The sequence below is a fragment of the Dyella ginsengisoli genome, assembly GCF_044904665.1.
GTDB lineage: Bacteria > Pseudomonadota > Gammaproteobacteria > Xanthomonadales > Rhodanobacteraceae > Dyella_A > Dyella_A ginsengisoli.
The window spans coordinates 192,976-218,087 of sequence record NZ_JADIKM010000002.1; the positions used below are offsets into that span (position 1 = coordinate 192,976).

Consider the following 25,112-nt stretch of genomic DNA (forward strand, 5'->3'; position numbering starts at 1 on the left):
TCGCACCGGCCGGGTGCCGTCCCTGCGCGTCGCGTAACCGCCCCTCCCTCGCTATCGCAAGCCTGCGCGGTGCATGAATACGTATGCAGCCGCTGGTTGCTGCACTGCGATGCTACCTAGCATCAGGGGGCTTGGCCGGTGACGGCGCGGATGCATGTTGCGAGCGCAGCATGCGAGGGGTGCCGCCGCGTGACATAACGAACGCCGGCATCGTTCGAGGAGAGACCCTGCATGATCCTGACCCTTCCCCACGTGCCGCGCGGGGTGATCGCATGTTGAGCACCCTGCTGGCCGCCTCGATGGCCGCTGCGCTGGCGACGCCACCGGCCACACCGCCGGCCTGGCATGACGGACTGGACTGGCACGGCGTGCACGTGAGCGTGAGCGCCGACCCGCAGGGCGCCTTCACCGTGGCCTGGCCGTATGGCCAGCGCGTGATCGGCAAGCAGCCGCTCGCCGTCGGCACCGCCAGCCCGCTGTTCAACGGCCTGTTCGCCATGGCGCAGGACGACCTGAAGCAGGATTCGGTCACCGCGATCCGCGACGGCGCCTTCGACCACGGCCAGCCGATCCCCTGCCACTGCTTCGAGACGGGCCTGAAGTGGCCGTACGTGTGGACACGCGACCTGTCGTACTCGATCGACCTGGGCCTATGGCGCTTCGATGCGGATCGCTCGCGCAACGGTCTCGCCTTCAAGCTCTCCGACGTGCGCGTGCCCACCGCGCCGCAGGGCAAGTACGTGATGCAGGACACCGGCTCGGGCGGCAGCTGGCCGATCAGCACCGACCGCGTGGTGTGGTTCCTCGGCGCGCAGCACCTGCTGGGCGACAAACCTTTCGCCGCCGACGTTTACAATGCACTCGGCGACACGCTGGCGCAGGATCGCCAGTACGCCTTCGACGCGGCGTTCGGCCTGTACCGCGGCGAGACCTCCTTCATGGACTGGCGCGAGCAGAGCTATCCGGCCTGGACCTTCGACGAGGTCACCTTCATCGGCCAGTCCTACGCGCTGTCCACCAACGTGCTGCACTACCAGGCGCTGCAGATGGCCGCCGCGATGGCGCGCCAGCACGGCGACGCCGGGGCCGCCGCCGGTTACGCCGACCAGGCGAAGGCGCTCAAGGCGGCGATCAACACGCATTTCTGGCGCGCCGACCGCGGCATGTACATGAGCTTCCTCGGCGGCGACGGCACGCCCAACGACACCTACGACCTGCTCGGCATCGCGCTGGCGATCACCAGCGGCGTGGCCGAGGGCGATCGCGCCTCGCAAACTCTCGCGAACTATCCGACCTGGCCCGCCGGCAGCCCGGTGATGTGGCCCGAGCGCAACGACCAGCCGATCTACCACAACCGCGCGATCTGGCCGTTCGTCAGCGCCTACGCGCTGCGCGCCGCACGCGAGGTGAACCAGCCCGCGCGCATCGCCCACGAGATCCAATCGGTGATGCGCGGCGCGGCGCTGTACGGCTCCAACATGGAGAACTACGAGCTGCTCACCCAGGGCCAGCACGTGGACGAGGGCAAGCTCAGCGGACCGGTGGTCAACTCGCCGCGCCAGCTGTGGTCGGTGGCGGCGTATTTCGCCGTGGTCACCGAGGGTGTGTTCGGCCTCAACGAGGACGGCAGCGTGCAGCCCAAGCTGCCCACCTCGCTGGTTCCCATGCTCTTTGGCGACCAGCTCAGCATCTCGCTCACCCTGCCCGATCGCACCATCACACTGCAGCTGCCCTCCCAGCGCCAAGGCAACCTGCTGGTAGCCGATCGCGTGTCGACCAAGGGCACCACCACCACCGTGCAGCTGAAGGCGATCACGGTGAAGGATGCGCCGCTACGCATCGACGCGCCGCTGTATGGGCCGGAAGCACCGCCGGCGCCAGGGCTTCACGGTCGCCTGGGGCAATGGTTGGTGGAAGCACAAGGCAAGGTGCAGCTGTACGTCAATGGCAAGCGTGCGCAGACGATCGACGGCACAGGCATGTTGCCAGCCACCGGCTCGCTGAGTTGCGTGCGGGCCACCCGCATCGACGACCACGGCATTGAATCACTGCCTAGCCCCGCCACCTGTGCTGGGGAGCTGCCGCCCGTTACTGGCACCTGGCCGCGCACGTGGACGGCACCGACCAGCGGCGACTACCGCGTGTCGCTGAACTACGTGAACGACCACGGCCCGATCAACACCGGCATCACCGCCGCGGTGAAGATGCTGGCGATCCGCTGCGACGGTACCGCCGAGCAGCGCGTGCCGATCGTGATGCCGCACAGCGTGCGCGCGCAGCGATCGACCTGGGGCGAGTTCTCCGCCCGGGCCGGAAGTCGCTGCACGTTCGACCTGCAGGACGGCTTCAACATGAGCTACCTCAGCCACTTCGCCCACTACACCGGCGGCGTCGGCGGTGCGGATGGCCCGCTCAACCAGGCCGACGTGCGCGGCCTCGTCATTGCGCCGCTGGGCGCTTCCACCACCAAGGGCAACGCACCATGAGCAACGCCAAACCGGAACTCTCGTTCTGGCAGATCTGGAACATGTGTTTCGGTTTCCTGGGCATCCAGTTCGGCTTCGCGCTGCAGAACGCCAACGTCAGCCGCATCTTCCAGACGCTGGGCGCGAATGTGGACCAGATTCCGGTGCTGTGGATCGCCGCGCCGTTCACCGGGCTGATCGTGCAGCCGATCATCGGCTACTTCTCCGACCGCACCTGGAACCGCTTCGGCCGCCGCCGGCCGTACTTCTTCGCCGGCGCGGTGCTGGCGACCCTCGCGCTGCTAGCCATGCCCAACTCGCCCACGCTGTGGGTGGCAGCCGGCCTGCTGTGGATCATGGATGCATCGTTCAACGTGTCGATGGAGCCGTTCCGCGCCTTCGTGGGCGACCAGCTGCCGCCCAAGCAGCGGCCGCTGGGCTATGCGATGCAGAGCGTGTTCATCGGCGTGGGCGCGGTGGTGGCCTCGTTCCTGCCCTACGTGCTCACCCACTTCGGCGTGGCCAACACGGCGCCGGCCGGCGAGGTGCCGCACTCGGTGATGTATGCCTTCTACGCCGGGGCGGCGGTGCTGCTGGGCGCCATGTTGTGGACCATCCTCAGCACCCGCGAGTACCCGCCCGAGCAGCTCGAATCGTTCTCCGACAATCGGGTGGAAGGCGCCCCCGTGGTGGTGACCGGCGCGTGGAAGATCGGCGCGCTGTTCCTCGTGCTGGGCGCGATCATGCTCGGCGTGATCGGCCAGTTCGCGCTGGAGAAGGAGCTGTATCTGCTGGCCGGCGGACTGGTCGGCTTCGGCGGGCTGTTCGTGTGGCTCAGCCGCACGCGCAGCGACGGCGCGTTGCGCCACATCATGGGCGACCTCTACGGCATGCCCAGGCCGATGCGCCGGCTCAACTGGGTGCAGTTCTTCTCGTGGTTCGCGATGTTCGCGATGTGGATCAACACCACGCCCGCGGTGGCCGAGCACTTCTACGGCAGCAGCGACACCACCTCGGCCGCCTACAACGAAGGTGCCAACTGGGCCGGCGTGCTGATGGGCACCTACAACGGCGTGGGCGTGCTCGCGGCCATCCTCATCCCGCTGCTGGTGCGCGCCTGCGGCCTGCGCATGAGCCACCTGGTGAACCTGTGGCTGGGCGGCATCGGCCTGCTGTCGTTCCTGGTGATCCGCGATCCGCACTGGCTGATCGCCTCGATGGTGGGCGTGGGCTTCGCGTGGGCGTCGATCCTCTCGCTGCCCTACGCGATGCTCTCGGACAACCTGCCCGCCGCGAAGATGGGCATCTACATGGGCATCTTCAATTTCTTCATCGTGATCCCGCAGCTGATGGCCGCCAGCGTGCTCGGCGTGCTGCTCAAGCTGTTCTTCCACAACCAGCCGATCTGGGCGCTGGGCCTGGGCGGCGCCAGCCTGCTCGTCGCCGGCCTGTGCACGCTGCGCGTGCCGCGCCCGGAAGCGGCCTGACCCCTCCTCATCCTGTAGGAGCCCGCTCGCGGGCGATGCCCTTGCTCCTGATCCACACCAAAGCCAAAAGCATCGCCCGCGAGCGGGCTCCTACTAGAACACCGCGATACGGAATCCGCATCATGACCGCCAAACGCCTGCTCCCCGCCCTCATCGCCACGCTCGCCTGCGGCCTCGCGCACGCGGCCACGCCGCAGACGCCGGTGTTCGTCGGCACCGATGCCCCCATGGCCTCCAACGCGATCTACTTCGTGATGACCGACCGCTTCGTCAACGGCGATCCGTCCAACGACCACCGCGACCAGGGCGGCGTGCATCCCACCTGGAACATCCCCGTACCCGGCGCGCCCAAAGGCGAGAGCGCCAACATCGGCTACCTCGGCGGCGATTTCAAGGGCGTGCTGGAGAACGCCGGCTACATCAAGGGCATGGGCTTCGGCGCGGTGTGGATCACGCCCATCGTCGACAATCCGGATGAAGCCTTTACCGGCGGCGATCCGGTGAGCTGGGGCTCGAAGTTCACCGACCGCGGCAAGACCGGCTTCCACGGCTACTGGGGCGTCAACTTCTACAAGCTCGACGAGCACCTGCCCAGCAAGCATCTCGACTACCGCCAGTTCACCGCCAGCATGCACAAGGCCGGGCTCAAGGTGGTGCAGGACATCGTGGTCAACCACGGCTCGCCCGCCTTCACCATGCCGGTGAAGCAGCCGCAGTTCGGCCAGATCTTCGACAAGGACGGCAGGCTGATCGCCGACGAGCAGAACCTGCCGCCGTACCAGCTCGACCCGGTGCGCAACCCGCTGCACCGCTTCTATCACGCGTACGACGACCTGGTGCAGCTGTCCAACAACGACGACCAGAGTCCGATGGCGCTCGACTACATGGTCGGCGCCTACGAGCAGTGGATCGACGAAGGCAGCGACGCGTTCCGCATCGACACCATCAGCCACATGTCCACCGCGTTCTGGAAGCAGTTCAGCGACCGCATCCGCGCCAGGCACCCGGGCTTCTTCATGTACGGCGAGGCGTTCGACTACAGCCCGGACAACATCGGCCAGTACACCTGGCCGCAGAACGGCGGCATCAGCGTGCTGGACTTCCCGCTACGCGGGCGCATCGGCGACGTGTTCGAGCACCCCGGCAGCGACTACGCGCAGATCCTCAATCGCCTCTACCTCACCAACGGCCCGTACCAGAACCCGTACGAGCTGGTGACCTTCTACGACAACCACGACATGGCGCGTTTGAACGCCACCGACAACGGCTTCATCGACGCCAACAATTTCCTGTTCACCACCCGCGGCATCCCGGCCATCTACTACGGCTCGGAAACCGGCTTCGAGCGCGGCAAGGCCGAGCACGAGGGCAACCGCAACTACTTCGGCCAGGCCCGTATCGACGCGGCGCCGAAGAGCCCGATCTACCAGCACCTCAAGCGCATCGCCACGCTGCGCGAAGAGACGCCCGCCCTACAGCGCGGCCTGATGCTGCCGATCCGCTTCGCCGGCCAGCAGGCGTCGTTCTATCGCGTGTACCAGCAAGGCGACACGCACCAGATAGCACTCGTGCTGCTCAACAAGGGCGACCAGCCGGCCACGTTTGAAGTGAGCGACAGGCTGCAGGCCGGCGAGTGGAAGCCGGCGTTCGGCGGCGACGCGATCACTGTTGCCGACGGCGGCCGGCTCAAGACCACCGTGGCCGCGCACGACGTGCAGGTCTACCTGCTTGATGCGCAGGCAACGCGGCCCGACCTGGTGGCGGAGCTGACGCGGCTGATGGAGGAGCGGGGGCATCCTGCGCGGTGAGCAGACCAGGCGGGCGTGGCCAGGCGGGTGACAGGCTCGGGCGGCGCTTGCGATCATTACCGCGGATCCCCAGCATCCGGCACCATCAACGATGAGTGACGGACGCGGGGAAGGCTTCAGGGTCACACCCCGCTCTTTAATCGAGATGGAGTCAGGCCGCCCATGAACGCTCGTTCCTGGATCAGACCGTTGTCCGTCGTGGCAATCGTCACGGCATTGCTCTTGTGCATTCCCCTCGTGGCCATGCACTTCACGCGTGAGGTGAACTGGTCAGCCGGCGATTTTGCGGTTGCCGCCCTGCTTCTGCTGAGCGCTGGCATGGCTATCGCGGTCGGCGTGCGCCGGACGAAGTCGCCCCGCGGCAGGAGCCTGGTGGTCGCTGCCGTGCTGCTGCTGCTTTTGCTGGTCTGGGCGCATCTCGCGGTCGGCCTGTTCTCCTAGCCTCGCCAACTCGATCAGGCCGCAAGAGGACGCGTGAAGCGCAGATGGACCATCATTGCCCGTTGCCGTCGCGGATGCTGGGCGAGCTGTCCGTGGTGCCGTTTGCCGCGCGGTTTCACGCAGGCCTTCGCGGCCCTTCCGCACTTTGGGCAAACCGTCGATCTTGATGACGCCGTCCTGCTCCGCCCGCGCCGGCGGCTCACGCAGGGCCATAGAGTCTGCACAACCCTGATCGGGACCGGCCGGGCAACCTGCCCTCGGGAGCCATCCACGCCTCAGACGTCGAGATGAAATTCCGCACAAGCACATCCGCCGACGTACCCGCTTTTCGCCGGTTCTGGGAGTCCGCCGTGAGCTATCAGCAAGCGAGGCAGCTGCCGCTCTGGCCACCGTTTCCCGTCGAGCAGATCGAAAGCGAAATCCAGGCCGGGCTGCATTTCTCATCCGACTTTGCCGACGGGGCCATGGCGGGCTATTTTTCCGTGGCCCTCTCCGACGAAATCATCTGGGCGGGAAGAGAACGCGGCGATGCGATTTATATCCATCGCATGTGCGTCAATCCGATGCGCAAGGGGAGCAACCTCACCCCCGCGGTCTTGGCCTGGGCCAAGGGATATGCCTTGAGTCTGGGCAGGACGTTCGTCCGGATGGACACGTGGGCCGACAACGAGAAACTGGTGAAGTACTACATCAAGTGTGGATTCCAGTACGTCGGCGATCGACAACTCAGTAGTGCCCCGGGACTTCCGGCCCACTACAGCCATACCCGGTTGGCACTCTTCCAGAACCCGGCCGGCGAATCGGATGGTTGCGGCGCTTAGAGCGACCGCCTCACACGGAAGAGCAAAACAAGGGTCAGAGTCGGCTTCTTGCATGAAAGCTCTGGAACGTCGGCTTTTGGCAACGTTGCCTGAAGCCAATACTAGAAACCAAGGTGCAACTGTGACCCCGATCATCAAGTTTTTCCTGGTCGTTGCCTTCCTCCTATCGGCAGGGACTCAATGGCTGGACAGCTCGATAGACCCGTACGCTGCACTTCCCGGCTCATGGGGATGGGAGGGCACCGATGACTGCACGGTGTCACCTCAGAAAATTCGTTTCAGCCCGGGCCGGACGCAAATGGTGCTTTCGCTCACTCCCGCGGACGAGCATGGCACTCGTGAGCCTCGCCGCGAAGTCACTTATCAGGTGCTTCGCGATCTCCCCAACGGCCTTCGGCTGGCGCTGGACGGAGAGAAACGGCTCGACCCTTCGGGAAAACCGGTCACGTGGGATCTGATGCTTCTTGGTAACGACCAGTTTTGTTGGCACCGTGGTGATTGGCCCGGGACTGGCTGTACTAAATCGATGGATCGCTGCCTAAAGCAGTGACGAGTAAAGACAGCAGACCGAAACAAGCGCTCGTTCGCCTCGGAACGCAGCAGACCCAGTTGATCGCGCACGGATGCGCCGGCCAATCCCAAGGCGCCGCTCTCGCGGCGCCTTCGTCGTGTCAGCGCGCCACATCCACCACCACTTTGCCGGCGGCCTTTCCACTTTCGATCAACTGATAGGCCTGCTCGGCCTCGGCCAGCGTGAAGCGGTGCGGGTCGAGGTGGGTGCGCAGCTTGCCCTGCTCGGCCAGCGCGGTCGCTGCGCGCAGGATCTCGCCGTGGTGGGCGCGGCCCTGACCGGTGAGCAGCGGGCGCAGCGTAAACACGCCGGAATAGGTGCCGGCGCGGAACGACAGCGGCGCCAGGGCATGCGTACCCCAGCCGAGCGCACTCACAACATGACCGTGATACGTGCGCACCGCCTCGAACGAGGCATCCAGCGTGGCGCCACCCACGGTGTCGTAGATGATGTCGAACCCTTCCCCGGCGGTGTGCGCCTGCACGTAGTCCGCGACCGGCGTGGTGGCGTAATCGATGGCGGTGGCCCCGTAGCCTTCGATCATCGCCTTCTGCGCGGCGGTGCCGGTGGCGAACACCTCGGCACCGTGGGCGCGGGCGAGCTGTACGGCCAGATGCCCCACACCGCCGGCGCCGCCGTGCACCAGCACGCGCTGGCCGGCATGTACGCGAGCGCGATCCACCAGCCCCTCGTACGCGGTGATGAAGCCCAGCGGCAGCGCCGCCGCTTCGCGCATGGAGAGGTGGGCCGGCTTGGGTGCCAGCAGCGAGGCGTCCACCGCGGCGTATTCGGCCAGCGAGCCCTGCACGCCGGCGACGCCGCCGGTCATGCCGTAGACGGCGTCGCCCACCTGCCACTGATCGACGTCCGCACCCAGCGCGACCACGGTGCCGGCCAGGTCGATGCCCAGCACGGCCGGCAGCGGGTGCCGGGCATGGCCGGCCTTGCCGGCGCGGATCTTGGTGTCCAGCGGATTGAGGCCGGCGGCCGCCACGCGCACCAGCACCTGGCCCGGGCCGGGAACCGGCACGGCGAGGTCCACGAGGCGCAGCGGGGTGTCGATCTGTTCGGCAACGGCGGCTTGCATGGTGGCGGGAATCAGGTTCATGGCGAGGTCTCCATCAGGAAGGTGGGTTCATGGTGAACCTGGTCGTTGTGCATGAAAATCGACGTTTTCGTTTTCCACTCATGCAAAAATGCATGGATTGACACGGCCGGAGCCAGCGATGGATTGGAGCGACGTACGCATCTTTCTCGCCATTGCGCGCGAGGGCTCGCTGGGTGCCGCAGCGCGCGCGGTCGGGCAGACCCAGCCGACCATGGGCCGGCGCCTGCGCGCACTGGAGGCGTCGGTGGGACAGACGCTGTTCCAGCGCACCGCCGACGGCTTCGTGCTCACCGACGAGGGCACCGCGGTGATGGCCAGCGCCGAGCGCATGGAGGAAGAAGCGCTGGCCTTCGAACGCGCGCTGGCCGGACGCGAGAGCACGCTGAGCGGCCAGCTGCGGCTGGCCGCCTCGGACTGGTTCGGCAGTTACGTGCTGACGCCGGTGCTGGCCGAGTTCGTGCGACGGCATCCGTCGGTGACGGTGGAACTGCTTACCGATGCGCGGCTGTACAGTCTGGCGCGGCGCGAGGCCGACCTGGCGTTCCGCATCAAGGCGTTCGACGAGCCGGACGTGATCTCGCGCCGCCTGCTGCGCATGCCCTACGCGCTGTACGCCCGCCGCGGCGATCCGCGACCGCGCAAGGACGGCCGCGGCGCGCGCCTGGTCACCATGAACGCCGCGTTCGGCGGCATGCCCGACGTCGGCTGGCTGAAGAAGCACCTGCCGCAGGCCAGCGTCGCCTTCACCAGCAACAACCGCGAAGCGCAGGCGCGCATGTGCGCCGAAGGCATCGGCCTGGCCGTGCTGCCGGTGGCGCTGGGCGACGCGTTTCCCGCGTTGCGCCGAGTCGAGCTGGGCGACCCTCCGCCCTCACGCGACACCTGGCTGGGCTATCACAAGGACCTCAAGCGACTGAACCGCCTGCGCAGCCTGCTGGAACTGCTCTCGGAACGGTTCGCGAGCTGAGCCGATGCGCGCTCAGATCGACCGCGCCTTGGCCTGCGCCGCCACCTGGGCGGCCTCGCTGTCGTCGCGGCTGACCATCGCGTAGTTGTAGCCCTCGCCCGACCAGTACTGCGCCATCAGCCCGCCGTCGGTCCGCTCGCCGCTGGGCAGCAGGTGATGGCGCGGGCCGGGCGGGCGCACGTAGAAGCTGATCGCGTGGCCGGCGGCGTCCTCGTACAGCACCATTGCAGCGGGGCCCTGATCGGTGGCGAACAGGCGGCCGCCGACCACGTGGAAGCCGGCGCCGCTGAGGTCCGGCAGGCGTGCGGCGTGCTCAAAATGGGTGTCCAGCCAGTGCTGCATCTCGCCTTCGCGCTGCGGCACCAGGTCCGGCCGCACGCTGCGATCCATCGCCACCATCCGGTAGGCCTCCATCGCGTCGGCCATCGGTGCGATGCCGCTCGCGCTGCGCAAGCCGCGCGCCTGCCAGCCGCCGAATCCACCCAGCCCCAGGCACAGCAGCGCCGCGGCTGCCAGCGACACGCGCGCCATGCGCCACTGGCGACGACGCGAGCGCACGGCGGTGGGGTGCAGCTCGCCGTTGTCCGGCAGCACGTGCGTGCCTCCGATCGCCGCGCGCAGACGCTGTGCGTCGCGCTGCCAGCCCCGCACTTCGGCGGCGCGCTCGGGATGACGCGCGAGGTAGCGCTCCACCGCATCGCGCTGTTCACCGTCCAGGTGTCCGTCGACGTAGGCGTGGATGTCGTGTTCGCTGGGGGGCGTGTTCATTTGAGTAACCGCAACGAAGGGGTAGGTTGTTCGCCGTCGCCGTAGCGACGCATCGCCTGGCGGGCGCGCGAGAGACGCGACATCACGGTGCCGATGGGCACGTCGAGAATGTCGGCCACGTCCTGATAGCTCATGCCTTCCACGGTGACCCACAGCAGCAGGCTGCGCTGCTCGGGCGTGAGGTGTTCGAACGCAGCCAGCGCGGACTGCGCCAGCGCCTCGCGCTCGGCCGAGGGCCACTCGGGCTCGTCCTCCTCGCGCAACCGGCCGAGCAGCCAGGCGTAGCGCCGCGCGCGGCGGCGCGCATCGAGAAACTGCCGGTAGAGGATGCGGAACAGCCACGCGCGCAGGTCGCCTTGCTCGCGCTTGGCCGCGCGGGTGGACAGCGCGCGCTCCATCGTCGACTGCACCAGGTCGTCGGCGCTGGACAGGTCGCGGGTCAGCCACAGCGCGAAGCGCCGCAGGCGCGGCAGCAGTTCGCTGAGCTGGTCGTCGAACGCGTGGTCGTGCATCGATCGGGCCGTGGGTGGGTATGCCATGCCAGACGCCGCCGGCGAAAAATTATTCCACGCCGGAGGAATAAATCTCCGTGCGCGGCGTCTGGCAGGGGAACCCATCATGGCCGACGCGGCCACGGAGCTTGTCCATGCACGATCCCTTGCCCCCGCCCCGATCGCCCCGCCAGGCCTGGCGCTGGGCCGTCATCGCCGCCGCGGTGGCCGTCACCGGCGGCGCCTTTGCCTATGTCGGCGGCTGGCTCACGCCCTCGCGGCTCACCGCCGACCGCCTCGTCGACCAGCTGCAGCAGGCAGGCGGACTGCATCCAGGCTACCGACGCAACCACGCCAAAGGCGTGTGTGTGGCCGGGTATTTCGAGGGCAACGGCGCCGCGAGCGCCTACTCCAGCGCACCGGTGTTCGCCGCCACGCGCACGCCGGTGGTAGGCCGGTTCTCGCTGCCCGGCGGCAACCCGTATGCGCCGGACGGCAGCGTGCCGATCCGCAGCCTCGCGCTGCGTTTCAACCTCGCCAACGGGCAGCAGTGGCGCACCGGCATGATCAGCATGCCGGTGTTCGCGGTGGCGACGCCGCAGGCGTTCTACGAGCAGGTGGTGGCGAGCCGCCCCGACCCGGCGACCGGCAAGCCGGATCCCGCCCGGCTCAAGGCATTTTTCGCGACGCACCCGGAGACGGCGCCGTTCCTCGCCGCGCTGAAAAACACCAGACCCTCGGCCAGCTACACCACCGAACGCTACGACGCGCTCAACGCGTTCTACTTCATCGACGCCACCGGCCAGCGCCATGCGGTGCGCTGGCGCATGCTGCCGGAGGCCTCCGACACCGCGGGCAGCGCACCGGCCAGCGATGCCGACTACCTCGATCACGATCTGCGCCGGCGCCTGGCGCAAGGCCCGCAGCGCTGGCACCTGCAGGTGACCCTGGCGGCGCCGGGCGATCCCACCAACGACGCCACGCAGGCGTGGCCGGCCGATCGCACCAACATAGACGCCGGCACGCTGGTGATCACCGGCACCCAGCCGCAGGACAGCGGCCCGTGTCGCGACATCAACTACGACCCCACCGTGCTGCCCGCCGGCATCGCCATCTCCGACGATCCGCTGCTGCCCGCGCGCTCGGCCGCCTATGCCGACTCCTACCTGCGCCGCACCAGCGAGGAAGCGCACGTACCCGGCACCACCGCGCCCACCCGACACGCCGCCCCGGAGGCCGCCCGATGAACGATCCACGTACTACCTTCAGCCTCCCCGCACGCGTGCTGCACTGGACCATGGCTGCGCTGATCGTGGCGATGCTGTTCATCGGCGTCGGCATGGTCGCCACGGTCAGCGCGAGGCACCAGTGGATGCTGGCCATCCACAAGCCGCTGGGCATCGCGATCCTGCTGCTGGCGATCGCGCGCTTGATCGTGCGCCTGCGAAACCCGCCGCCGCCCCTGCCGACCGACCTGCCCGCGCTGCAGAAGCTGGCCGCGCATCTCTCGCACTGGCTGCTGTACGCGCTGATGATCGCGATGCCGCTGATCGGCTGGGCGATGCTGTCGGCCGGCGGCTACCCGGTGATGCTGGGAAGCAGCCTGCGCCTGCCGCCGATCCTGCCGGAGAACGCGCTGGCGTTCGCATGGCTGCGCAGCGCGCACGGCGTGCTGGCCTATCTGCTGTTCTTCACCTTCCTCGCCCACATGGGCGCAGCGCTTTACCACGGCCTGATCCGCCGCGACGGCGTGTTGCGCAGCATGCTGGGCACGCGTCGCTGAGCGTGGCCACGCCGGGACGTGCGGCAACGTCCCGGCGTAAGCTCCGGCTTCCGCCCCACGGAGCCGCCACGTGAATGCCGATGAGCTGAAGGCCGTGCAGGCCCCGCTGAAAGACCGCTACCGCACGTCGCCCGACGCCGCACGCATCACGCTGCGCGCGGAAGGCCGGCTGGGCGAGGGCGTGACGTGTCGCGTCGACAGCGGCCGTGCGCTGGTCGAGGCGGGGCTGCACCCGGCCACCGGCGGCAACGGCCTGTCCGCGTGCTCGGGCGACATGCTGCTGGAGGCGCTGGTAGCCTGCGCGGGCGTCACCCTCAACGCGGTGGCCACCGCGCTGGGCATCGCGCTGCGCGACGCCAGCGTGCAGGCCGAGGGCGATCTCGATTTCCGCGGCACGCTGGGCGTGGACAAGGGCGCGCCGGTCGGCTTCACTGCGATCCGCCTGCACTTCCTGCTCGACACCGACGCCAGCGAGGAACAGCTCGACACCCTGCTGCGGCTCACCGAGCGCTACTGCGTGGTGTACCAGACGCTGGCACACCCGCCCGCGTTTTCGATCGAGCGAACGCCCTCCATCGAAGCATGATGTTTGGACGTCCAGACGTCCGCTTGCAAATCCATTCGCAGGCTCTTGCGGTGTCGCAGAATGCGACATCCGACCAAGGTCTGATGGAGGATTTCACCTCGCACCCGCCGGCTTGTGCCAGATTCCGGGAGCCCGGCGAGCGGCCGATCCAAGCACATGGCCTGTGCCGGCATCCATCCATCGAGGGGAGGAACACCGTGAACCGCATCCGCATGCTTGCCGCCGCACTCGTCCTGGCTCCCGGGCTGGCCCTGGCCGCCGCGCCCACGCTCAAGGTCAGCAAGAGCGTCACCATCCACGCACCGGCGGCCACCGTCTGGGCCAAGGTGAAGGACTTCAACGCGCTCAACACCTGGCACCCGGCCGTGGCGAAAGACGAGATCGTCGCCGGCACCAACAACAACCCCGGCGCGCAGCGCAAGCTCACGCTGGGCAACGGCGGCGAAGTGGACGAGAAGCTGGAGAGCTTCAGCGACGCGCACCGCCGCTTCGGCTACACCATCGTCGGCGGCGTGCTGCCGGTAAGCGACTACCACTCCACCGTGCGCGTCATCGCCGCGGGCAAGGACACCAGCAAGGTCACCTGGTCCGGTACGTTCAAGCGCAAGGACACCGGCGACCACCCCGCGGCCGACGCCGATGACAAGACGGCCACCACCGCCATCAGCGGCGTGTACCAGTCCGGCCTGGACAACCTGAAGAAGATGCTCGAGACGAAGTAGGTCGCCCCGGCATCGCGAGGCGATGCCGCAAACGGCAGCCGGGAGCGATTCCGGCTGCCGTTTTATTGGCTCCCGCGTGTTTCCACAGGAGCCCGCTCGCGGGCGATGTTTCCGGTTCTGATGTCGTACGTGGGCAAAAAGGCATCGCCCGCGAGCGGGCTCCTACGCGAGATGCGCGGGCGTGCGGCCTCAGAAACCCAGCTCGCTCAGCCCCGGGTGATCGTCGGGGCGGCGGCCCTGCGGCCAGAAGTACTTGCGATCGGCTTCCTTGATCGGCGCATCGTTGATGCTGGCGATGCGCAGGCGCATCAGGCCGTTCTCGTCGAACTCCCAGTTCTCGTTGCCGTAGCTGCGGTACCACTGGCCGCTGTCGTCGTGCCACTCGTAGGCGAAGCGCACGGCGATGCGGTTGTCGCGAAACGCCCACAGTTCCTTGATCAGGCGATAGTCCAGCTCGCGCTGCCACTTGAGCGCGAGGAACGCCTCGATCGCCTCGCGCCCCTGCAGGAACTGCGCGCGATTGCGCCAGCGGCTGTCGGGCGAATAGGCCAGCGCCACCTTGGCCGGGTCGCGGCCGTTCCAGGCGTCCTCGGCGAGGCGCACTTTCTGCTTCGCGGTGTCTTCGGTGAACGGGGGCAGCGGCGGACGTTGCATGACGGATCTCCTGGGGACGGGACTCCCCAAAAGTGTGCGCGTCCCGCCACTGCGCCGCCACCCGCGCAGACTAGACCTTGGTCGTGGACGCGGCCCCGCCGGCCTGTCGACGGAACGCCGCGGGGCTGGCGCCATGCACGCGCTTGAATGCCTGCCCGAACGCCGCGCGCGAAACGTAGCCGCAGGCCTCGCCGATCAACTCGATCGAGCGCGGCGTCTCGCGCAGCAGGCGCGCGGCCAGATCCATGCGCAGTGCGGTGACCACCTCCATCGGCGTCATCGAAGACAGCTCGGCAAAGTGCCGCGCAAAGCTGGCGCGCGACATGCGGCTGACATCGGCCAGCCGTTCCAGCGTCCACGGCTCGGCCGGCGCGGCGATCACCGCCGCCAGCGCGGGCGCCACACGGGCGTCCATCAACAGGGCGAGCAGGCCCTGGCGCAGCTCGCCCTCGTCCATCAGGGTGCGCACCACCACGGTGAACAGCGCGGCGGACAGGTGCGCGATCACCGCGTCGCCGCCGGGCGAGGCCTGCAGGCTCTCGTGGCGCATGGTGTGCATCAGCGCGTGCAGGCCGGCGTAATCGTCGCGACCCTGCGTATGCAGGTGCACCACCTCGGGCAGCGCCTGCAGCAGCAGCGCATGGTGCTGGCCCAGCTCGAACGTGCCGCAGAGCACATCGAATTCACTGTGCGGCGCCTCGCTCGCCACCTCGACGATGCGGCCAAGCGGACGGCGCACCTCGGCAAACGTCAGCGTGGCGCCGTCGGCGTGGCGCATGGTGTGTGCGCTGCCTCGGGGGAACAGCACCAGGTCGCCGGCCACGAACGGGCGCCGCTCGCGCCCTACTTCCAGCACGCCCTTGCCGGCCAGCACCACGTGGTACGGCACCTGCCCCGCCGGCGCTTCCGGATGCGGCACCGACCACGCGCCGGCGAAGCGACACAGCAGGTCCACCCGCCCGCGCAGCCCCATCGACGCCACCAGCGCACTCAAACTGTCCATCGGTCACCTTGAGACGAACGAAACCAGGATCGAGACGCGCGGAACACGACGACGGGCCTCCGATGCCCAGCATTGTCACCACCGGCCGATGCCCACGGCAACGCCGGCCCATTCTTCCATCGGAGTAACCGCCATGACCCGTTTGCACACCCTCGCCTACGACCAGGCCGATCAGGAAACATCCGAGCTGTTCGGCACCATCAAGCGCAGCATCGGCAAGCTGCCGAACGTCTACGCCACCATCGGCAGCAACGCGCCGGCAGTGCTCGCCCATGTGCTCGGCACCGGCGCCACGCTGGCCAAGAGCTCGCTCAGCAAGCGCGAGCAGGAGGCGATCAATCTCGCCGTGAGCGAGGCCACCGGCTGTGACTACTGCGTGGCCGCCCACACCATGACCGGCAAGATGGCCGGTTACACGGCAGAGCAGACGCGCGAACTGCGCAGCGGTTCCTTCGCCGAGGATGCCCGCATCGACGCGCTGGTGAAGTTCGCCCTGCACCTGGTGCAGCAGCGCGGCACGCTGGATGCCGATGCCGTGGATGCGTTGAGGGCCGCCGGCTTCAGCGACCGCCAGCTGGTCGAGATCCCGCTGGTGGTGAGCGCCATCCTGTTCACCAACATGGTGAACCGCATCAACGACACCACGCTGGACTTTCCGAAGGTGGCGTAAGCGTTGCCAGCAGCCCACCACACACCCGGACGCCGCGAGGCGTCCGGGTGTGTTGCATTACAGCTGGCTCATGCCGCCGTCGACCACGATCTCGCTGCCGACGATGAAGGCCGATTCCGGCGACGCCAGGTGCAGCACGGTGGAGGCGATCTCCTCCGGCGTGCCGAAGCGGCCCAGCGGCACCTGCGCCTGGATCTGCGCGGCGGTGGCTTCCAGCGTGGCCTGGTCGAGGCCCAGCTTGCCGTACAGCGGCGTGGACACCGGCCCCGGGCTCACCACGTTGACGCGCACGCCGCGCGGCAACAACTCGGCCGAAAGCGTCCTGGCCAGCGTGATAAGCGCGGCCTTGCTCGCCGCGTACACCGAGGAGTTCGGCATGCCGATGTGCGCATTGATCGAGCCATTGATGACGATCGATGCGCCGCTGTTGAGCAGCGGCAGCAGCGCCTGCAGCTGGAAGTAGGCGCCCTTCACGTTGGTGTCGAACACCTGGTCCCACAGCGCCTCGTCCACCGCCTCGAACGGGGCGAACTTCGCGCTGCCGGCGTTGACGAACACGCTGTCGAGCTGGATCGACTGCGCGGCGAGATCGCTGGCCAGCTGGCGCGCCTGCGCCCCCGAGCCGGCGTCGTTGCGCAGCGCGATGGCCTGGCTGCCGAGCTGCGGGAGCGCGCTGGCGAGGGCGGTGGCATCGCGGCCGGTGATCACCACGCGGGCGCCTTCAGCAGCGAAGGCCTTCGCGGCGGCCAGGCCGATGCCGCTGCTGCCGCCGGTGACGAGGATGGATTTGTTGGCAAAACGGTTCATGACGAACTCCTTGGATGGGTTGACGTTCGGAAAGGGTTTTGAACGTGAGCCCATGCTGCGCGCCCATCCGCGCCATGCCGTACGATCGCATCGACGAACTCGTTCGAAGAGGTTGCACATGTTGTCCGAGGACGAACTGGCCCTGCTGGAGGCCATCCGCGAAACCGGCAGCCTCTCGCGCGCTGCCACCCGGCTGGGGCGCGCGCCCTCGACCGTGTCGCACGCCGCCCGCCAGCTGGAGGCGCGCTTCGACGCCCTGCTGTTCGACCGTCGCCGCTATCGCCTGCAGCTCACCCCGGCCGGCCACCTGCTGGCGCAGGAAGCCGCACGGCTGATGCACGACGTCGCCCGCCTCACCCGCCGCGTGAAGCAGGTGGCCGGCGGCTGGGAAGACCGGCTGCACATCGTCACCGACGAGATCCTGGAGTTCGACACGCTGCTGCCGGTGATCCGCGCGTTCGACAAGCTGGAATCCGGCGTGAGCCTGCGCATCACCCACGAGGTGCTCGGCGGCACCTGGGAGGCGCTGCGCGAAGGCCGCGCCGACCTCATCGTGGGCGCCACCAACGAGCCACCTGCGATCCCGCAGCTGCGCTGGTTCGAACTGGGCCGCATGGAGTGGGTATTCGCCATGTCGCCGCGGCATCCGCTGGCCAGGGCGGCCGAGCCGCTGACGCAGGAGGTAGTGGGCGCGCACCGCTCGATCGTGGTGGCCGATTCGGCACGCAGCGCGAGCCGCGGCTACGGCGTGGTGGGCGGCCAGGCCACGCTGGCCGTGCCGAGCATGGAGGCAAAGATCCACGCCCAGCGCGACGGCCTGGGCGTGGGCTGGCTGCCGCGCCACCGCGCATCGGCCCTGCTCAAGAGCGGCGCGCTGGTGGAAAAGGCGATGGCCGATCCGCGCGAGCCGAACGTGCTATACGCCGCCTGGCGCGGTGACCACGAGGGTCGCGCGCTGGCCTGGTGGCTGGAACAGATTCGTCAGCCGCGACTGGCGAAGCGGTTGATTGATGGGGTGCCAGTGGCCGGCTGAGGCCGCTCAGCCACTCCCCGCCAGCGGTGGCCGATGGATCATCCCATCGCTTGCAAAGTCCGTTTGAGAAGAGCAAAGGCTTTCGTGCGCCTTCGGCGACCGAGTCACTTTCTCTTGGGTCGCCAAGAGAAAGTAACCAAAGAGAAGGCGACCCTCCTCGGCACTTGCCGGGCTACGCCCGACAAGTCCGTGAGCCGTGGCCGGGCTTTTCGACAGTGCATCCATGCACTGACGAAAAGGCATCGGCATCCTTGCCGATGCCCCTGCGGGCCTGATCGTCCACGACTCACTGCCTCACAAGGGAGGTGGAGAGCAAGAGCAACGGCAACAGCCACAGCAACAGCAAAAGCAACAGCAACAGCAACAGCAACAGCAACGGCAACAGCCACAGCAACAGCAACAGCAACAGCAACAGCCACAGCAACAGCAACAGCAACAGCAACAGCGACGGCAGCGGTCGCGGCAACAACAGCGGCTACAGCCTCAGCAACAGCAGCGGCAAGGACAACAATCCAAAAGCGATGGCGATCGCGTGAGCGATCGCCGAGCCTGGGCGCGCGTCGCGCGCTGCCTTTGACCTTCCCTCCCCTCTGCAGCGGCGGCCGGGCGGAGGAAAAGCCCGAAGGGTGGCCGGCATGGATGCCGGCCAGTTTGACGTCAGGGCAGGAAGCCCTGTCGACAAACCCCGTAGCCCGGACGCGAACCTCACGGGCCAAAGGCCCGCGAGGCGCGGAAGCGGGGTGGCCTCTCTTTTGGTTACTTTTCTCTGGCCAAACAGAGAAAAGTGACTCGGCCTCCGAAGGAGGACGAAACGCCTTTCTCCGAACCGGCTCAACTTAGCAACAAGCTGTTGCGTCGACCGATTGAAACCGCACGGGAAGTCCGACAACGGGGCACGTCGCTGCTTGCCTGAAAATGGAAGCCCGAGCTCCCGTCAAACGATCGACCGCACCACCCCACCATCCACCCGCACCGCCGCCCCCGTCGTCGCCGACGCCTGCTCGGAGGCCAGATACACCGACAGGCTCGCCACCTCCTCCACCGTCGCCAGGCGCTTGATCAGCGAGCTCGGGCGCTCGGTAGCGATGAACTCCCGCTCCACCTGTTCGGCGGGCACGCCGCGACCGGCGGCGATCTTGGCGATGAACTCATTGACGCCCTCGGAGCGGGTCGGACCCGGCAGGATCGCGTTCACCGTCACGCCGGTGCCCGCCAGCGTTTCGGCCAGGCCGCGCGACACCGCCAGCTGCGCCGTCTTGGTCATGCCGTAGTGGACCATCTCCACCGGAATCTGCACGCCCGATTCGCTCGACACGAACTGGATGCGTCCCCAGCCGCGCTGCGCCATGCCCTGCGCGTAATGCCGCGACAGCCGCACGCCACTCATCACGTTGACCTCGAAGAAACGCTGCCAGTCCTCGTCCGGAATGTCGAAGAACGGCTTGGGCTCGAAGATGCCCAGGTTGTTCACCAGGATGTCCACTTCGGGCATCACCGCGATCAGCTGCGCGGCACCCTCGGCCGTGCCCAGGTCGGCGGCCACGCCGGTGAGCTTCGCCTGCGGTACGGCCCGGCGGATCGTCGCGATGGCCTCGTCCACTCGCGCCTGCGTGCGGCCGTTGACGACGACGTGGGCGCCCGCGCCGGCCAGGCCCTGCGCGATGGCCAGGCCGATACCGGCGGTGGAGCCGCTGACGATGGCGGTGCGGGAGGAGAGATCGATGTGCATGGGGAGGTCCTTGCAAGGAGAGGGTGACGCCACTGCGGCGAGCAGCCGGCAGGGAACGGACATGCCCGCGCGGGGCCGCGGGGAAATGATCACGTGGGTGCCCTGCCGGGGCTTTCAAGCAAGCTCGTGCCGCCGCGGCCTTTGCTATGCTCCTGCCCCGGCGTTGCAAGCCGCCACCGGGTCCGCGGAAAGGGTTCAACCCACTTGTCAGTTGCTTGCCACCACCAACCTTTGTGCAGCCGGTGTTGCGGACCTTCGGCGTTGATTGCATGGAGGTTGTCATGAAAACCCTGCCCGCCCGTCCGCACCTGGACCACCTGAAGAAGCAGGCCAAGGCCCTGCTCGACGGCATCCGCCGCAGCGACCCCGATTCGCTCGAACGCATCCGCCTCGCCCTGCCCGCCGCCGCGCAGCTCGACCACGCCGCGATCGCTGCGATGGAGCTGCGCCTGCACGACGCGCAGTCCTGCATCGCGCGCGAGTACGGCCTCGATGCATGGTCGCAACTGAAGGACTACGTGGTCCTGCAGGCGGCATCTGCCGACGCGACCACACGCAAGCGCCAGTGGCGGCAGTGGGCCTTCGGCCACGGCTACCAGCCGGCCCGGCCAGCACTGGCCGAGCGCCTGCTGCGCGAACACCCGGACCTGCTGGCCGGCGAGCCTGCGCTCGCCTGTGCCATCGGCGATGTCGCCGCGGTGCAGGCCGCCATCGCCGCCGATCGGGCCTGGGCCAACAACCCGCATGCCGACAGCGGCATGCCGCCGCTGGCCTGCGCCACGTTCTCCGGATTGATCGCCCTGCCCGCGTACGCGCCGGGTATCCGCGCCTGCGTCGACCTGCTGCTCGCCGCGGGCGCCGACCCGAACGCGCGCTGGATCGATCCGCAGGCGCCGGGCGATCCGCTGAGCGCCCTCTATGGCGCGGCCGGCCGCAATCACGACATCGCGCTCAGCCGGCGCTTGCTGCAGGCTGGAGCCGATCCCAACGACAACGAATCGCTCTACCACGCCACCGAGATCGCCGACCCGACGATCGTGCGTCTGCTGCTCGACGCCGGTGCGCGCGTCACCGGCTGCAATGCGCTGTTCCGCGCGCTCGACTACGAGCGCCCCGACACGCTGCGCCTGCTGCTCGCCCACGGCGGCGACGCCAATGAACGCGGACCGAGCGGGTCGCCGCTGCTGCACGCGATCCGGCGCCGCCGCTCGCCCGAAGTGATCGGCCTGCTGCTCGACGCTGGCGCCGATCCATCGGCCAGCAACGATCACGGCGTCAGTGCCTACCGCCTGGCGCGCTGCCTCGGCCTCAGCGACGTCGCCGAACGGCTGCTGCAGGCCGGTGCCGAAGCCGACGACCAACCGGGCGACGCCTTTCTCGGCGCCTGCGCGCGGGCCGACCGCGCCAGCGTGCAGGCGATGCTGGCGGGCGACCCCGGATTGCTCGCGAAGCTTCCACCACAGGCGCTGCGCCTGCTTCCCGAACTCGCAGCCGCTGGCGCGGAGGACGCGGTGCGGCTGATGGTGGAAGTCGGCTGGCCGATCGCCACGCGCGGCGGCGACATCGACGGCAGCGCGCTCAACTGGGCGGTATTCCGCGGCAACGCGCCGCTCGCCCGGTTCCTGCTCGCCCACGGCGCGCGCTACGACGAGCGTCACGGCTTCAACGACAACGTCTACGGCACGCTCAGCTTCGCCTCCATCGCCGAAACCACGCCCGGCGGCGACTGGCTGGCCTGCGCCAGGGCATTGATCGATGCTGGCTCGCCGCTGCCCGAGGCGCGTTACCACTTCCCGGAAGCGATCGCGGCGTACTTCGACGAGTTGCGCCAGGCCTCGGCCTGAGTTCCGAACGCGCATGGCTCGGCAGGATGGCCGGGCCGTGCGTGCGGCGGCGGCATCAGGCGAGCCGTTCGCGTGCCGCCTCGATCAGCGCGCGCAGCTTGGGTGCTTCCGACGCGCGCCGCGGAAAGTACAGGAACAAGCCCGGCTCCGGCATCGCTGACTTCGGCAGCACCAGCACCAGCCGGCCAGCGCGCAGGTGGTCGGCAACCAGCGGCTCGAGCAGGTAGGCGATACCCACGCCGGCCAGCGCCAGCTCAATCGCGAACAGCGAATCGGACACGCGGGCCGTACCGCGTACCGCCACCGTCACGTCCTTGCCACGCTCGCGCAGTTCCCACGCGTAGGTGCCGCCAGTGCTGGCCTGGCGGTAGTTGATGCAGTTGTGCGCGTGCAGCTCGGCCACTCGCGCGGGCGTGCCGCGCGCGGCGAGGTAGTCGGGCGATGCCACCATGACCGCGTTCACCGGCGGGGTAAGGCGCACCGCCACCATGTCCTCCGCCACCATCTCACCTAACCGGACGCCGGCGTCGTACCCCTGCGCGACGATGTCGGTGAGCGCTTCGTCGCAGGTCACGTCGACGACCAAATCCGGGTGACGCGTGGTCAGCGTCGCGACCAGCTCGGTTAGCGCCATCGGCAAGGCCACGCGCGGAGCGTTGATGCGCAGCGTGCCGCTGACGACGCCCTTGAGGGCGCGCGTCGCCTCGGTGGCCTCGGCCAATTGCTGCAGTGCCGGCAGCGCGCGGGCAAAGAAATCCTCGCCGGCCTCGGTGAGCGCCACGCTGCGCGTGGTGCGAGCGAACAGCGGCGCCTTCAGCCGGTCTTCCACCAGCCGCACAGCGTGGCTCACCGCCGACGCGCTCATGCCCAGCTCGGCCGCGGCCGCGGCAAAGCTGCGCCGGCGCGCCACGGCGGCGACCACCGGCAAGTGGGTCAGGATATCGCGATCCATTGCTGAACCATATCGAATAACTCATACGAAAAAAACGGAATTATCAAACAGTGCCGGCGGGTGCATCGTGACTACCGAAGGCGCCGCCCCGGCGCCGCACGAGGAGCAACCCCATGGCAACGTCCCAGGTCTGGTTCATTACTGGCGCATCCAGCGGCTTCGGCGAGGCCTTCGCCCGTTACGCACTGGCGCATGGTCACCGCGTGGTCGCCACCGCGCGCGACACCGACAAACTCGCCGCACTGACGGCAACGGCGCCCGAGCGCGTGCTGGCATATCCGCTCGACGTCACCCGCGAAGGTGCCGCCGAAGCCGCGGTGGCGGCGGCGGTGGAACGCTTCGGCCATATCGACGTGCTGATCAACAACGCCGGCTACGGCATCGTCGGCGCGGTGGAAGAGACCTCCGCACAGGCACTTCGCGCGCAGATGGACACCAACTTCTTCGGCGCCGCCGCGGTGATCCGTGCCGCCCTGCCCGTTCTGCGGGCCCAGCGCGCTGGCGCGATCGTCAACATCTCCAGCATGGGCGGACAGATGTCGTTCGCCGGGTTCGGCGCCTACTCGGCGAGCAAGTTCGCACTGGAGGGGCTGTCCGAGGCGCTGGCCGCCGAAGTGGCGCCGCTGGGCATCAAGGTACTCATCGTCGAACCCGGAGCGTTCCGCACCAACCTCGCCGGCGCATCCATGCAGCACATGCCCGAACTGGATGCCTACCGTGACACCGTCGGCCACACCCGCGCCTTCGCCCATGCCATGCACGATACGCAGGCCGGCGACCCGGCGAAGGCCGCTGCGGCGGTCGATCAGGCCCTGCGCGCCGACCACACACCGCTGCGCCTGCAGCTGGGCCAGGATGCGCTGGATGCAGTGCGAGAACATGCCGAGCAGTTGCTGCGCGACCTCGCCACATGGACACCGGTCGGCGCCGCGACGGCATTCGATGGCACGGACTGAATTTGGTATTGCCGTGGAAGCGACAACCTAAGTGACTGCCCCGCCAGGGCCTTCTCTTCCGCAGCGGTTACGACCAACGACACCCGATGCCCCGCTTCAGCCCGAGCGCGCAGCCAGCGGCGACGCCGGATCACTGTCATCGCTGCCGAGCACGCGATCCCACACGCGGTCGATCTCGCCGGCCAGCGCTTCGTAGGCGGAGCGTCCGCCCAAGGCGCGCTGATGCATGCCCATCCAGCGGGCGGCGCGCTGGCGGTCGCCGAGGTGCTGGGTGAGCAGCACGGCCAGGCTGGCGTCCTGTCGCTCCAGTGCGGCGAAGGCGTTGAGCATCGCCTCCTCGCGCTGGGCGGTGAGGCGGGCGAGTTCGTCGGCGATGGAGCGGAATCGGTGCTGTGGCATCACGGGCGCTACCTCGTTCGGTGAGGGCGACGACGGCTCAGCCGCGCGCGCCGTCGCGGATCGCATGCAGGAACGCGATGACCACCGGCGCGCGCCCCATCGCCACCAGCTGTTCGGCGGTGAGGTGGCCCAGTTCGGCGATGCGCGTGTGGCGGTACCAGTCCATCACCCACTCCGGCTCGGGCTCCAGCCCGGCCGCCACGCGCAGCACCGCCAGCGCGGCGGGAATGGTGCGCAGCATCGTGCTGTAGCCGTACTCGCCGAGCGGAGCAATCGGCTCGTCGCGCGGATCGTCGCCGTGAACCTCAAGCAGCAACGCGCGCAGCGCGCGCGGCGATACGGGGTGGATCGGATAGGTGACGGCCATGGACAACCTCCCTCCCGGCGATGGTTCACCATAGGCCTCGGGCGCAGGCGGGCACTTGTACGTTCTTGCTCGGCATATGCCCAAGCTGCTGCATCCCGCGGCCGTCGCATCCGGGCCGCCCTTTTCGCGCGTGACCTCCGCCACATCCCGCCAGCTCGGCGCAGGCACTAGGCTGGCGCCCCGGCAGCAGCATCCGCGGCACTGCAAGGACACGGCACGCATGGCTAAGGCAAGCACCCCGCTGGACGACCCGAAGATCAACGTGAAGCTCAAGCTCTCTGCGCTGTGGGCATCGCTGATGTTCTGCTACGTCTACGGCGACTACTTCGGCCTGTACGTGCCGGGCAAGCTGGCCGGCATGCTCGCCGGCCGCATGGCGCCGCTGGGCGCGGTCACCCCGAACGTGCTGCTGGGCACCTCGGCGATGATGGCCGTGCCGGCCTTGATGGTGTGCCTGGCCCTGCTTTTGCCGGCGGCGGTCAGCCGCTGGGCGAACGGATTGCTCGGGCTGGCCTACGCCGCGATCCTGCTGATGACGATGCCCGGCGCGTGGTCGTTCTATGTGTTCTTCGGCGTGATCGAGATCGCGCTCTCGCTGACCATCGTGTGGACTGCGTGGCGCTGGCCGCGTCGCACGCCCGTCGTCGAAAGCTGACCGCGCCTGCCGCCCACCGCCCGAA

General features: G+C 68.4%; 27 protein-coding genes. 17 read left to right on the forward strand and 10 right to left on the reverse strand.

The features are described from left to right. Positions 1–272: 272 nt before the first annotated feature. The 6 genes from ISP17_RS07825 to ISP17_RS07850 all read left to right on the forward strand — a co-directional run bounded on the left by ISP17_RS07825 (position 273) and on the right by ISP17_RS07850 (position 7,572). Positions 273–2,486 (forward strand): alpha-L-rhamnosidase-related protein, encoded by a 2,214-nt coding sequence (locus ISP17_RS07825; protein ID WP_404631791.1) that lies wholly within the window; start codon positions 273–275, stop codon positions 2,484–2,486. Beyond that, complete coding sequence (locus ISP17_RS07830; RefSeq protein WP_404631793.1) at positions 2,483–3,952, forward strand: MFS transporter; 1,470 nt, start codon at positions 2,483–2,485, stop codon at positions 3,950–3,952. Before ISP17_RS07825 ends, ISP17_RS07830 begins: the two co-directional genes overlap by 4 nt. Positions 3,953–4,074: 122 nt before the next feature. Continuing rightward, entirely contained in the window at positions 4,075–5,760 is a 1,686-nt protein-coding gene (locus ISP17_RS07835; RefSeq protein ID WP_404631795.1) for an alpha-amylase family glycosyl hydrolase, read from the forward strand. A gap of 162 nt (positions 5,761–5,922) precedes the next feature. Continuing rightward, complete coding sequence (locus ISP17_RS07840) at positions 5,923–6,201, forward strand: hypothetical protein (protein WP_404631797.1); 279 nt, start codon at positions 5,923–5,925, stop codon at positions 6,199–6,201. Positions 6,202–6,551: 350 nt separating this feature from the next. Further along, the gene (locus ISP17_RS07845) at positions 6,552–7,022 is read left to right on the forward strand and encodes a GNAT family N-acetyltransferase (protein WP_404631799.1); all 471 of its coding nucleotides are present in this window, start codon (positions 6,552–6,554) and stop codon (positions 7,020–7,022) included. 52 nt (positions 7,023–7,074) lie between these two features. Beyond that, positions 7,075–7,572 (forward strand): hypothetical protein, encoded by a 498-nt coding sequence (locus ISP17_RS07850; RefSeq protein ID WP_404631801.1) that lies wholly within the window; start codon positions 7,075–7,077, stop codon positions 7,570–7,572. A gap of 121 nt (positions 7,573–7,693) precedes the next feature. Here ISP17_RS07850 and ISP17_RS07855 read toward each other — a convergent pair whose 3' ends face one another. Beyond that, positions 7,694–8,701, reverse strand: coding sequence for a zinc-dependent alcohol dehydrogenase family protein (locus ISP17_RS07855; protein ID WP_404631803.1), 1,008 nt, complete (start codon positions 8,699–8,701; stop codon positions 7,694–7,696). 118 nt (positions 8,702–8,819) lie between these two features. Between ISP17_RS07855 and ISP17_RS07860 the strand changes: the two genes are divergently transcribed. Further along, a complete protein-coding gene (locus tag ISP17_RS07860; protein WP_404631805.1) occupies positions 8,820–9,668 on the forward strand; it encodes a LysR family transcriptional regulator in 849 nt (282 codons plus the stop codon). A 12-nt stretch (positions 9,669–9,680) separates the two neighbouring features. Here ISP17_RS07860 and ISP17_RS07865 read toward each other — a convergent pair whose 3' ends face one another. Continuing rightward, positions 9,681–10,436 (reverse strand): anti-sigma factor family protein, encoded by a 756-nt coding sequence (locus tag ISP17_RS07865; RefSeq protein WP_404631807.1) that lies wholly within the window; start codon positions 10,434–10,436, stop codon positions 9,681–9,683. Continuing rightward, positions 10,433–10,975: an RNA polymerase sigma factor gene (locus ISP17_RS07870; protein WP_404631809.1), complete on the reverse strand. Its 543-nt coding sequence runs from the start codon at positions 10,973–10,975 to the stop codon at positions 10,433–10,435. The genes ISP17_RS07865 and ISP17_RS07870 overlap by 4 nt, the downstream gene beginning before the upstream one ends. 107 nt (positions 10,976–11,082) lie before the next feature. Here ISP17_RS07870 and ISP17_RS07875 point away from each other — a divergent pair, with 107 nt between their 5' ends. The 4 genes from ISP17_RS07875 (at position 11,083) to ISP17_RS07890 (ending at position 14,018) form a co-directional block, all read left to right on the forward strand. Further along, positions 11,083–12,174, forward strand: a complete 1,092-nt coding sequence (locus ISP17_RS07875) for a catalase family peroxidase (RefSeq protein WP_404631811.1) — start codon at positions 11,083–11,085, stop codon at positions 12,172–12,174. After that, on the forward strand, positions 12,171–12,710 hold the full coding sequence (locus tag ISP17_RS07880; RefSeq protein WP_404631813.1) for a cytochrome b: 540 nt from the start codon (positions 12,171–12,173) through the stop codon (positions 12,708–12,710). The genes ISP17_RS07875 and ISP17_RS07880 overlap by 4 nt, the downstream gene beginning before the upstream one ends. 70 nt (positions 12,711–12,780) lie before the next feature. Next, positions 12,781–13,296, forward strand: coding sequence for an OsmC family protein (locus ISP17_RS07885; RefSeq protein WP_404631815.1), 516 nt, complete (start codon positions 12,781–12,783; stop codon positions 13,294–13,296). A 197-nt stretch (positions 13,297–13,493) separates the two neighbouring features. Then, positions 13,494–14,018: an SRPBCC family protein gene (locus ISP17_RS07890; protein WP_404631817.1), complete on the forward strand. Its 525-nt coding sequence runs from the start codon at positions 13,494–13,496 to the stop codon at positions 14,016–14,018. A 189-nt stretch (positions 14,019–14,207) separates the two neighbouring features. Here ISP17_RS07890 and ISP17_RS07895 read toward each other — a convergent pair whose 3' ends face one another. Both ISP17_RS07895 and ISP17_RS07900 read right to left on the reverse strand, forming a co-directional pair. Continuing rightward, positions 14,208–14,672 carry a nuclear transport factor 2 family protein gene (locus tag ISP17_RS07895; protein WP_404631819.1) on the reverse strand — a complete coding sequence of 155 codons (465 nt, stop codon included), beginning with the start codon at positions 14,670–14,672 and terminating at the stop codon, positions 14,208–14,210. Positions 14,673–14,742: 70 nt separating this feature from the next. Continuing rightward, positions 14,743–15,675, reverse strand: coding sequence for an AraC family transcriptional regulator (locus tag ISP17_RS07900; protein ID WP_404631821.1), 933 nt, complete (start codon positions 15,673–15,675; stop codon positions 14,743–14,745). 133 nt (positions 15,676–15,808) lie between these two features. Here ISP17_RS07900 and ISP17_RS07905 point away from each other — a divergent pair, with 133 nt between their 5' ends. Continuing rightward, the gene (locus ISP17_RS07905; RefSeq protein ID WP_404631823.1) at positions 15,809–16,345 is read left to right on the forward strand and encodes a carboxymuconolactone decarboxylase family protein; all 537 of its coding nucleotides are present in this window, start codon (positions 15,809–15,811) and stop codon (positions 16,343–16,345) included. A 57-nt stretch (positions 16,346–16,402) separates the two neighbouring features. Here the strand turns inward: ISP17_RS07905 and ISP17_RS07910 are convergent, their stop codons facing one another. After that, positions 16,403–17,152 (reverse strand): SDR family oxidoreductase, encoded by a 750-nt coding sequence (locus tag ISP17_RS07910; RefSeq protein ID WP_404631825.1) that lies wholly within the window; start codon positions 17,150–17,152, stop codon positions 16,403–16,405. A 118-nt stretch (positions 17,153–17,270) separates the two neighbouring features. Here ISP17_RS07910 and ISP17_RS07915 point away from each other — a divergent pair, with 118 nt between their 5' ends. Further along, a complete protein-coding gene (locus ISP17_RS07915) occupies positions 17,271–18,185 on the forward strand; it encodes a LysR family transcriptional regulator (RefSeq protein WP_404631827.1) in 915 nt (304 codons plus the stop codon). 305 nt (positions 18,186–18,490) lie between these two features. Continuing rightward, entirely contained in the window at positions 18,491–18,721 is a 231-nt protein-coding gene (locus ISP17_RS07920) for a hypothetical protein (RefSeq protein ID WP_404631829.1), read from the forward strand. A gap of 398 nt (positions 18,722–19,119) precedes the next feature. Here the strand turns inward: ISP17_RS07920 and ISP17_RS07925 are convergent, their stop codons facing one another. Beyond that, complete coding sequence (locus ISP17_RS07925; protein ID WP_404631831.1) at positions 19,120–19,914, reverse strand: SDR family NAD(P)-dependent oxidoreductase; 795 nt, start codon at positions 19,912–19,914, stop codon at positions 19,120–19,122. 281 nt (positions 19,915–20,195) lie between these two features. On the opposite strand from ISP17_RS07925, the gene ISP17_RS07930 reads away from it, so the two are divergent. Continuing rightward, positions 20,196–21,758, forward strand: a complete 1,563-nt coding sequence (locus ISP17_RS07930) for an ankyrin repeat domain-containing protein (protein ID WP_404631833.1) — start codon at positions 20,196–20,198, stop codon at positions 21,756–21,758. A gap of 55 nt (positions 21,759–21,813) precedes the next feature. On the opposite strand, the gene ISP17_RS07935 is transcribed toward ISP17_RS07930, so the two are convergent. Continuing rightward, positions 21,814–22,710, reverse strand: coding sequence for a LysR family transcriptional regulator (locus tag ISP17_RS07935; RefSeq protein WP_404631835.1), 897 nt, complete (start codon positions 22,708–22,710; stop codon positions 21,814–21,816). 113 nt (positions 22,711–22,823) lie between these two features. On the opposite strand from ISP17_RS07935, the gene ISP17_RS07940 reads away from it, so the two are divergent. Beyond that, complete coding sequence (locus ISP17_RS07940; protein ID WP_404631837.1) at positions 22,824–23,666, forward strand: oxidoreductase; 843 nt, start codon at positions 22,824–22,826, stop codon at positions 23,664–23,666. 96 nt (positions 23,667–23,762) lie between these two features. Here the strand turns inward: ISP17_RS07940 and ISP17_RS07945 are convergent, their stop codons facing one another. Continuing rightward, positions 23,763–24,065, reverse strand: a complete 303-nt coding sequence (locus tag ISP17_RS07945; RefSeq protein WP_404631839.1) for an antitoxin Xre/MbcA/ParS toxin-binding domain-containing protein — start codon at positions 24,063–24,065, stop codon at positions 23,763–23,765. Positions 24,066–24,102: 37 nt separating this feature from the next. Further along, complete coding sequence (locus ISP17_RS07950) at positions 24,103–24,432, reverse strand: hypothetical protein (RefSeq protein ID WP_404631841.1); 330 nt, start codon at positions 24,430–24,432, stop codon at positions 24,103–24,105. Between the two features lie 220 nt (positions 24,433–24,652). On the opposite strand from ISP17_RS07950, the gene ISP17_RS07955 reads away from it, so the two are divergent. Continuing rightward, entirely contained in the window at positions 24,653–25,087 is a 435-nt protein-coding gene (locus ISP17_RS07955; RefSeq protein WP_404631843.1) for a DUF6326 family protein, read from the forward strand. Positions 25,088–25,112: the final 25 nt, after the last annotated feature.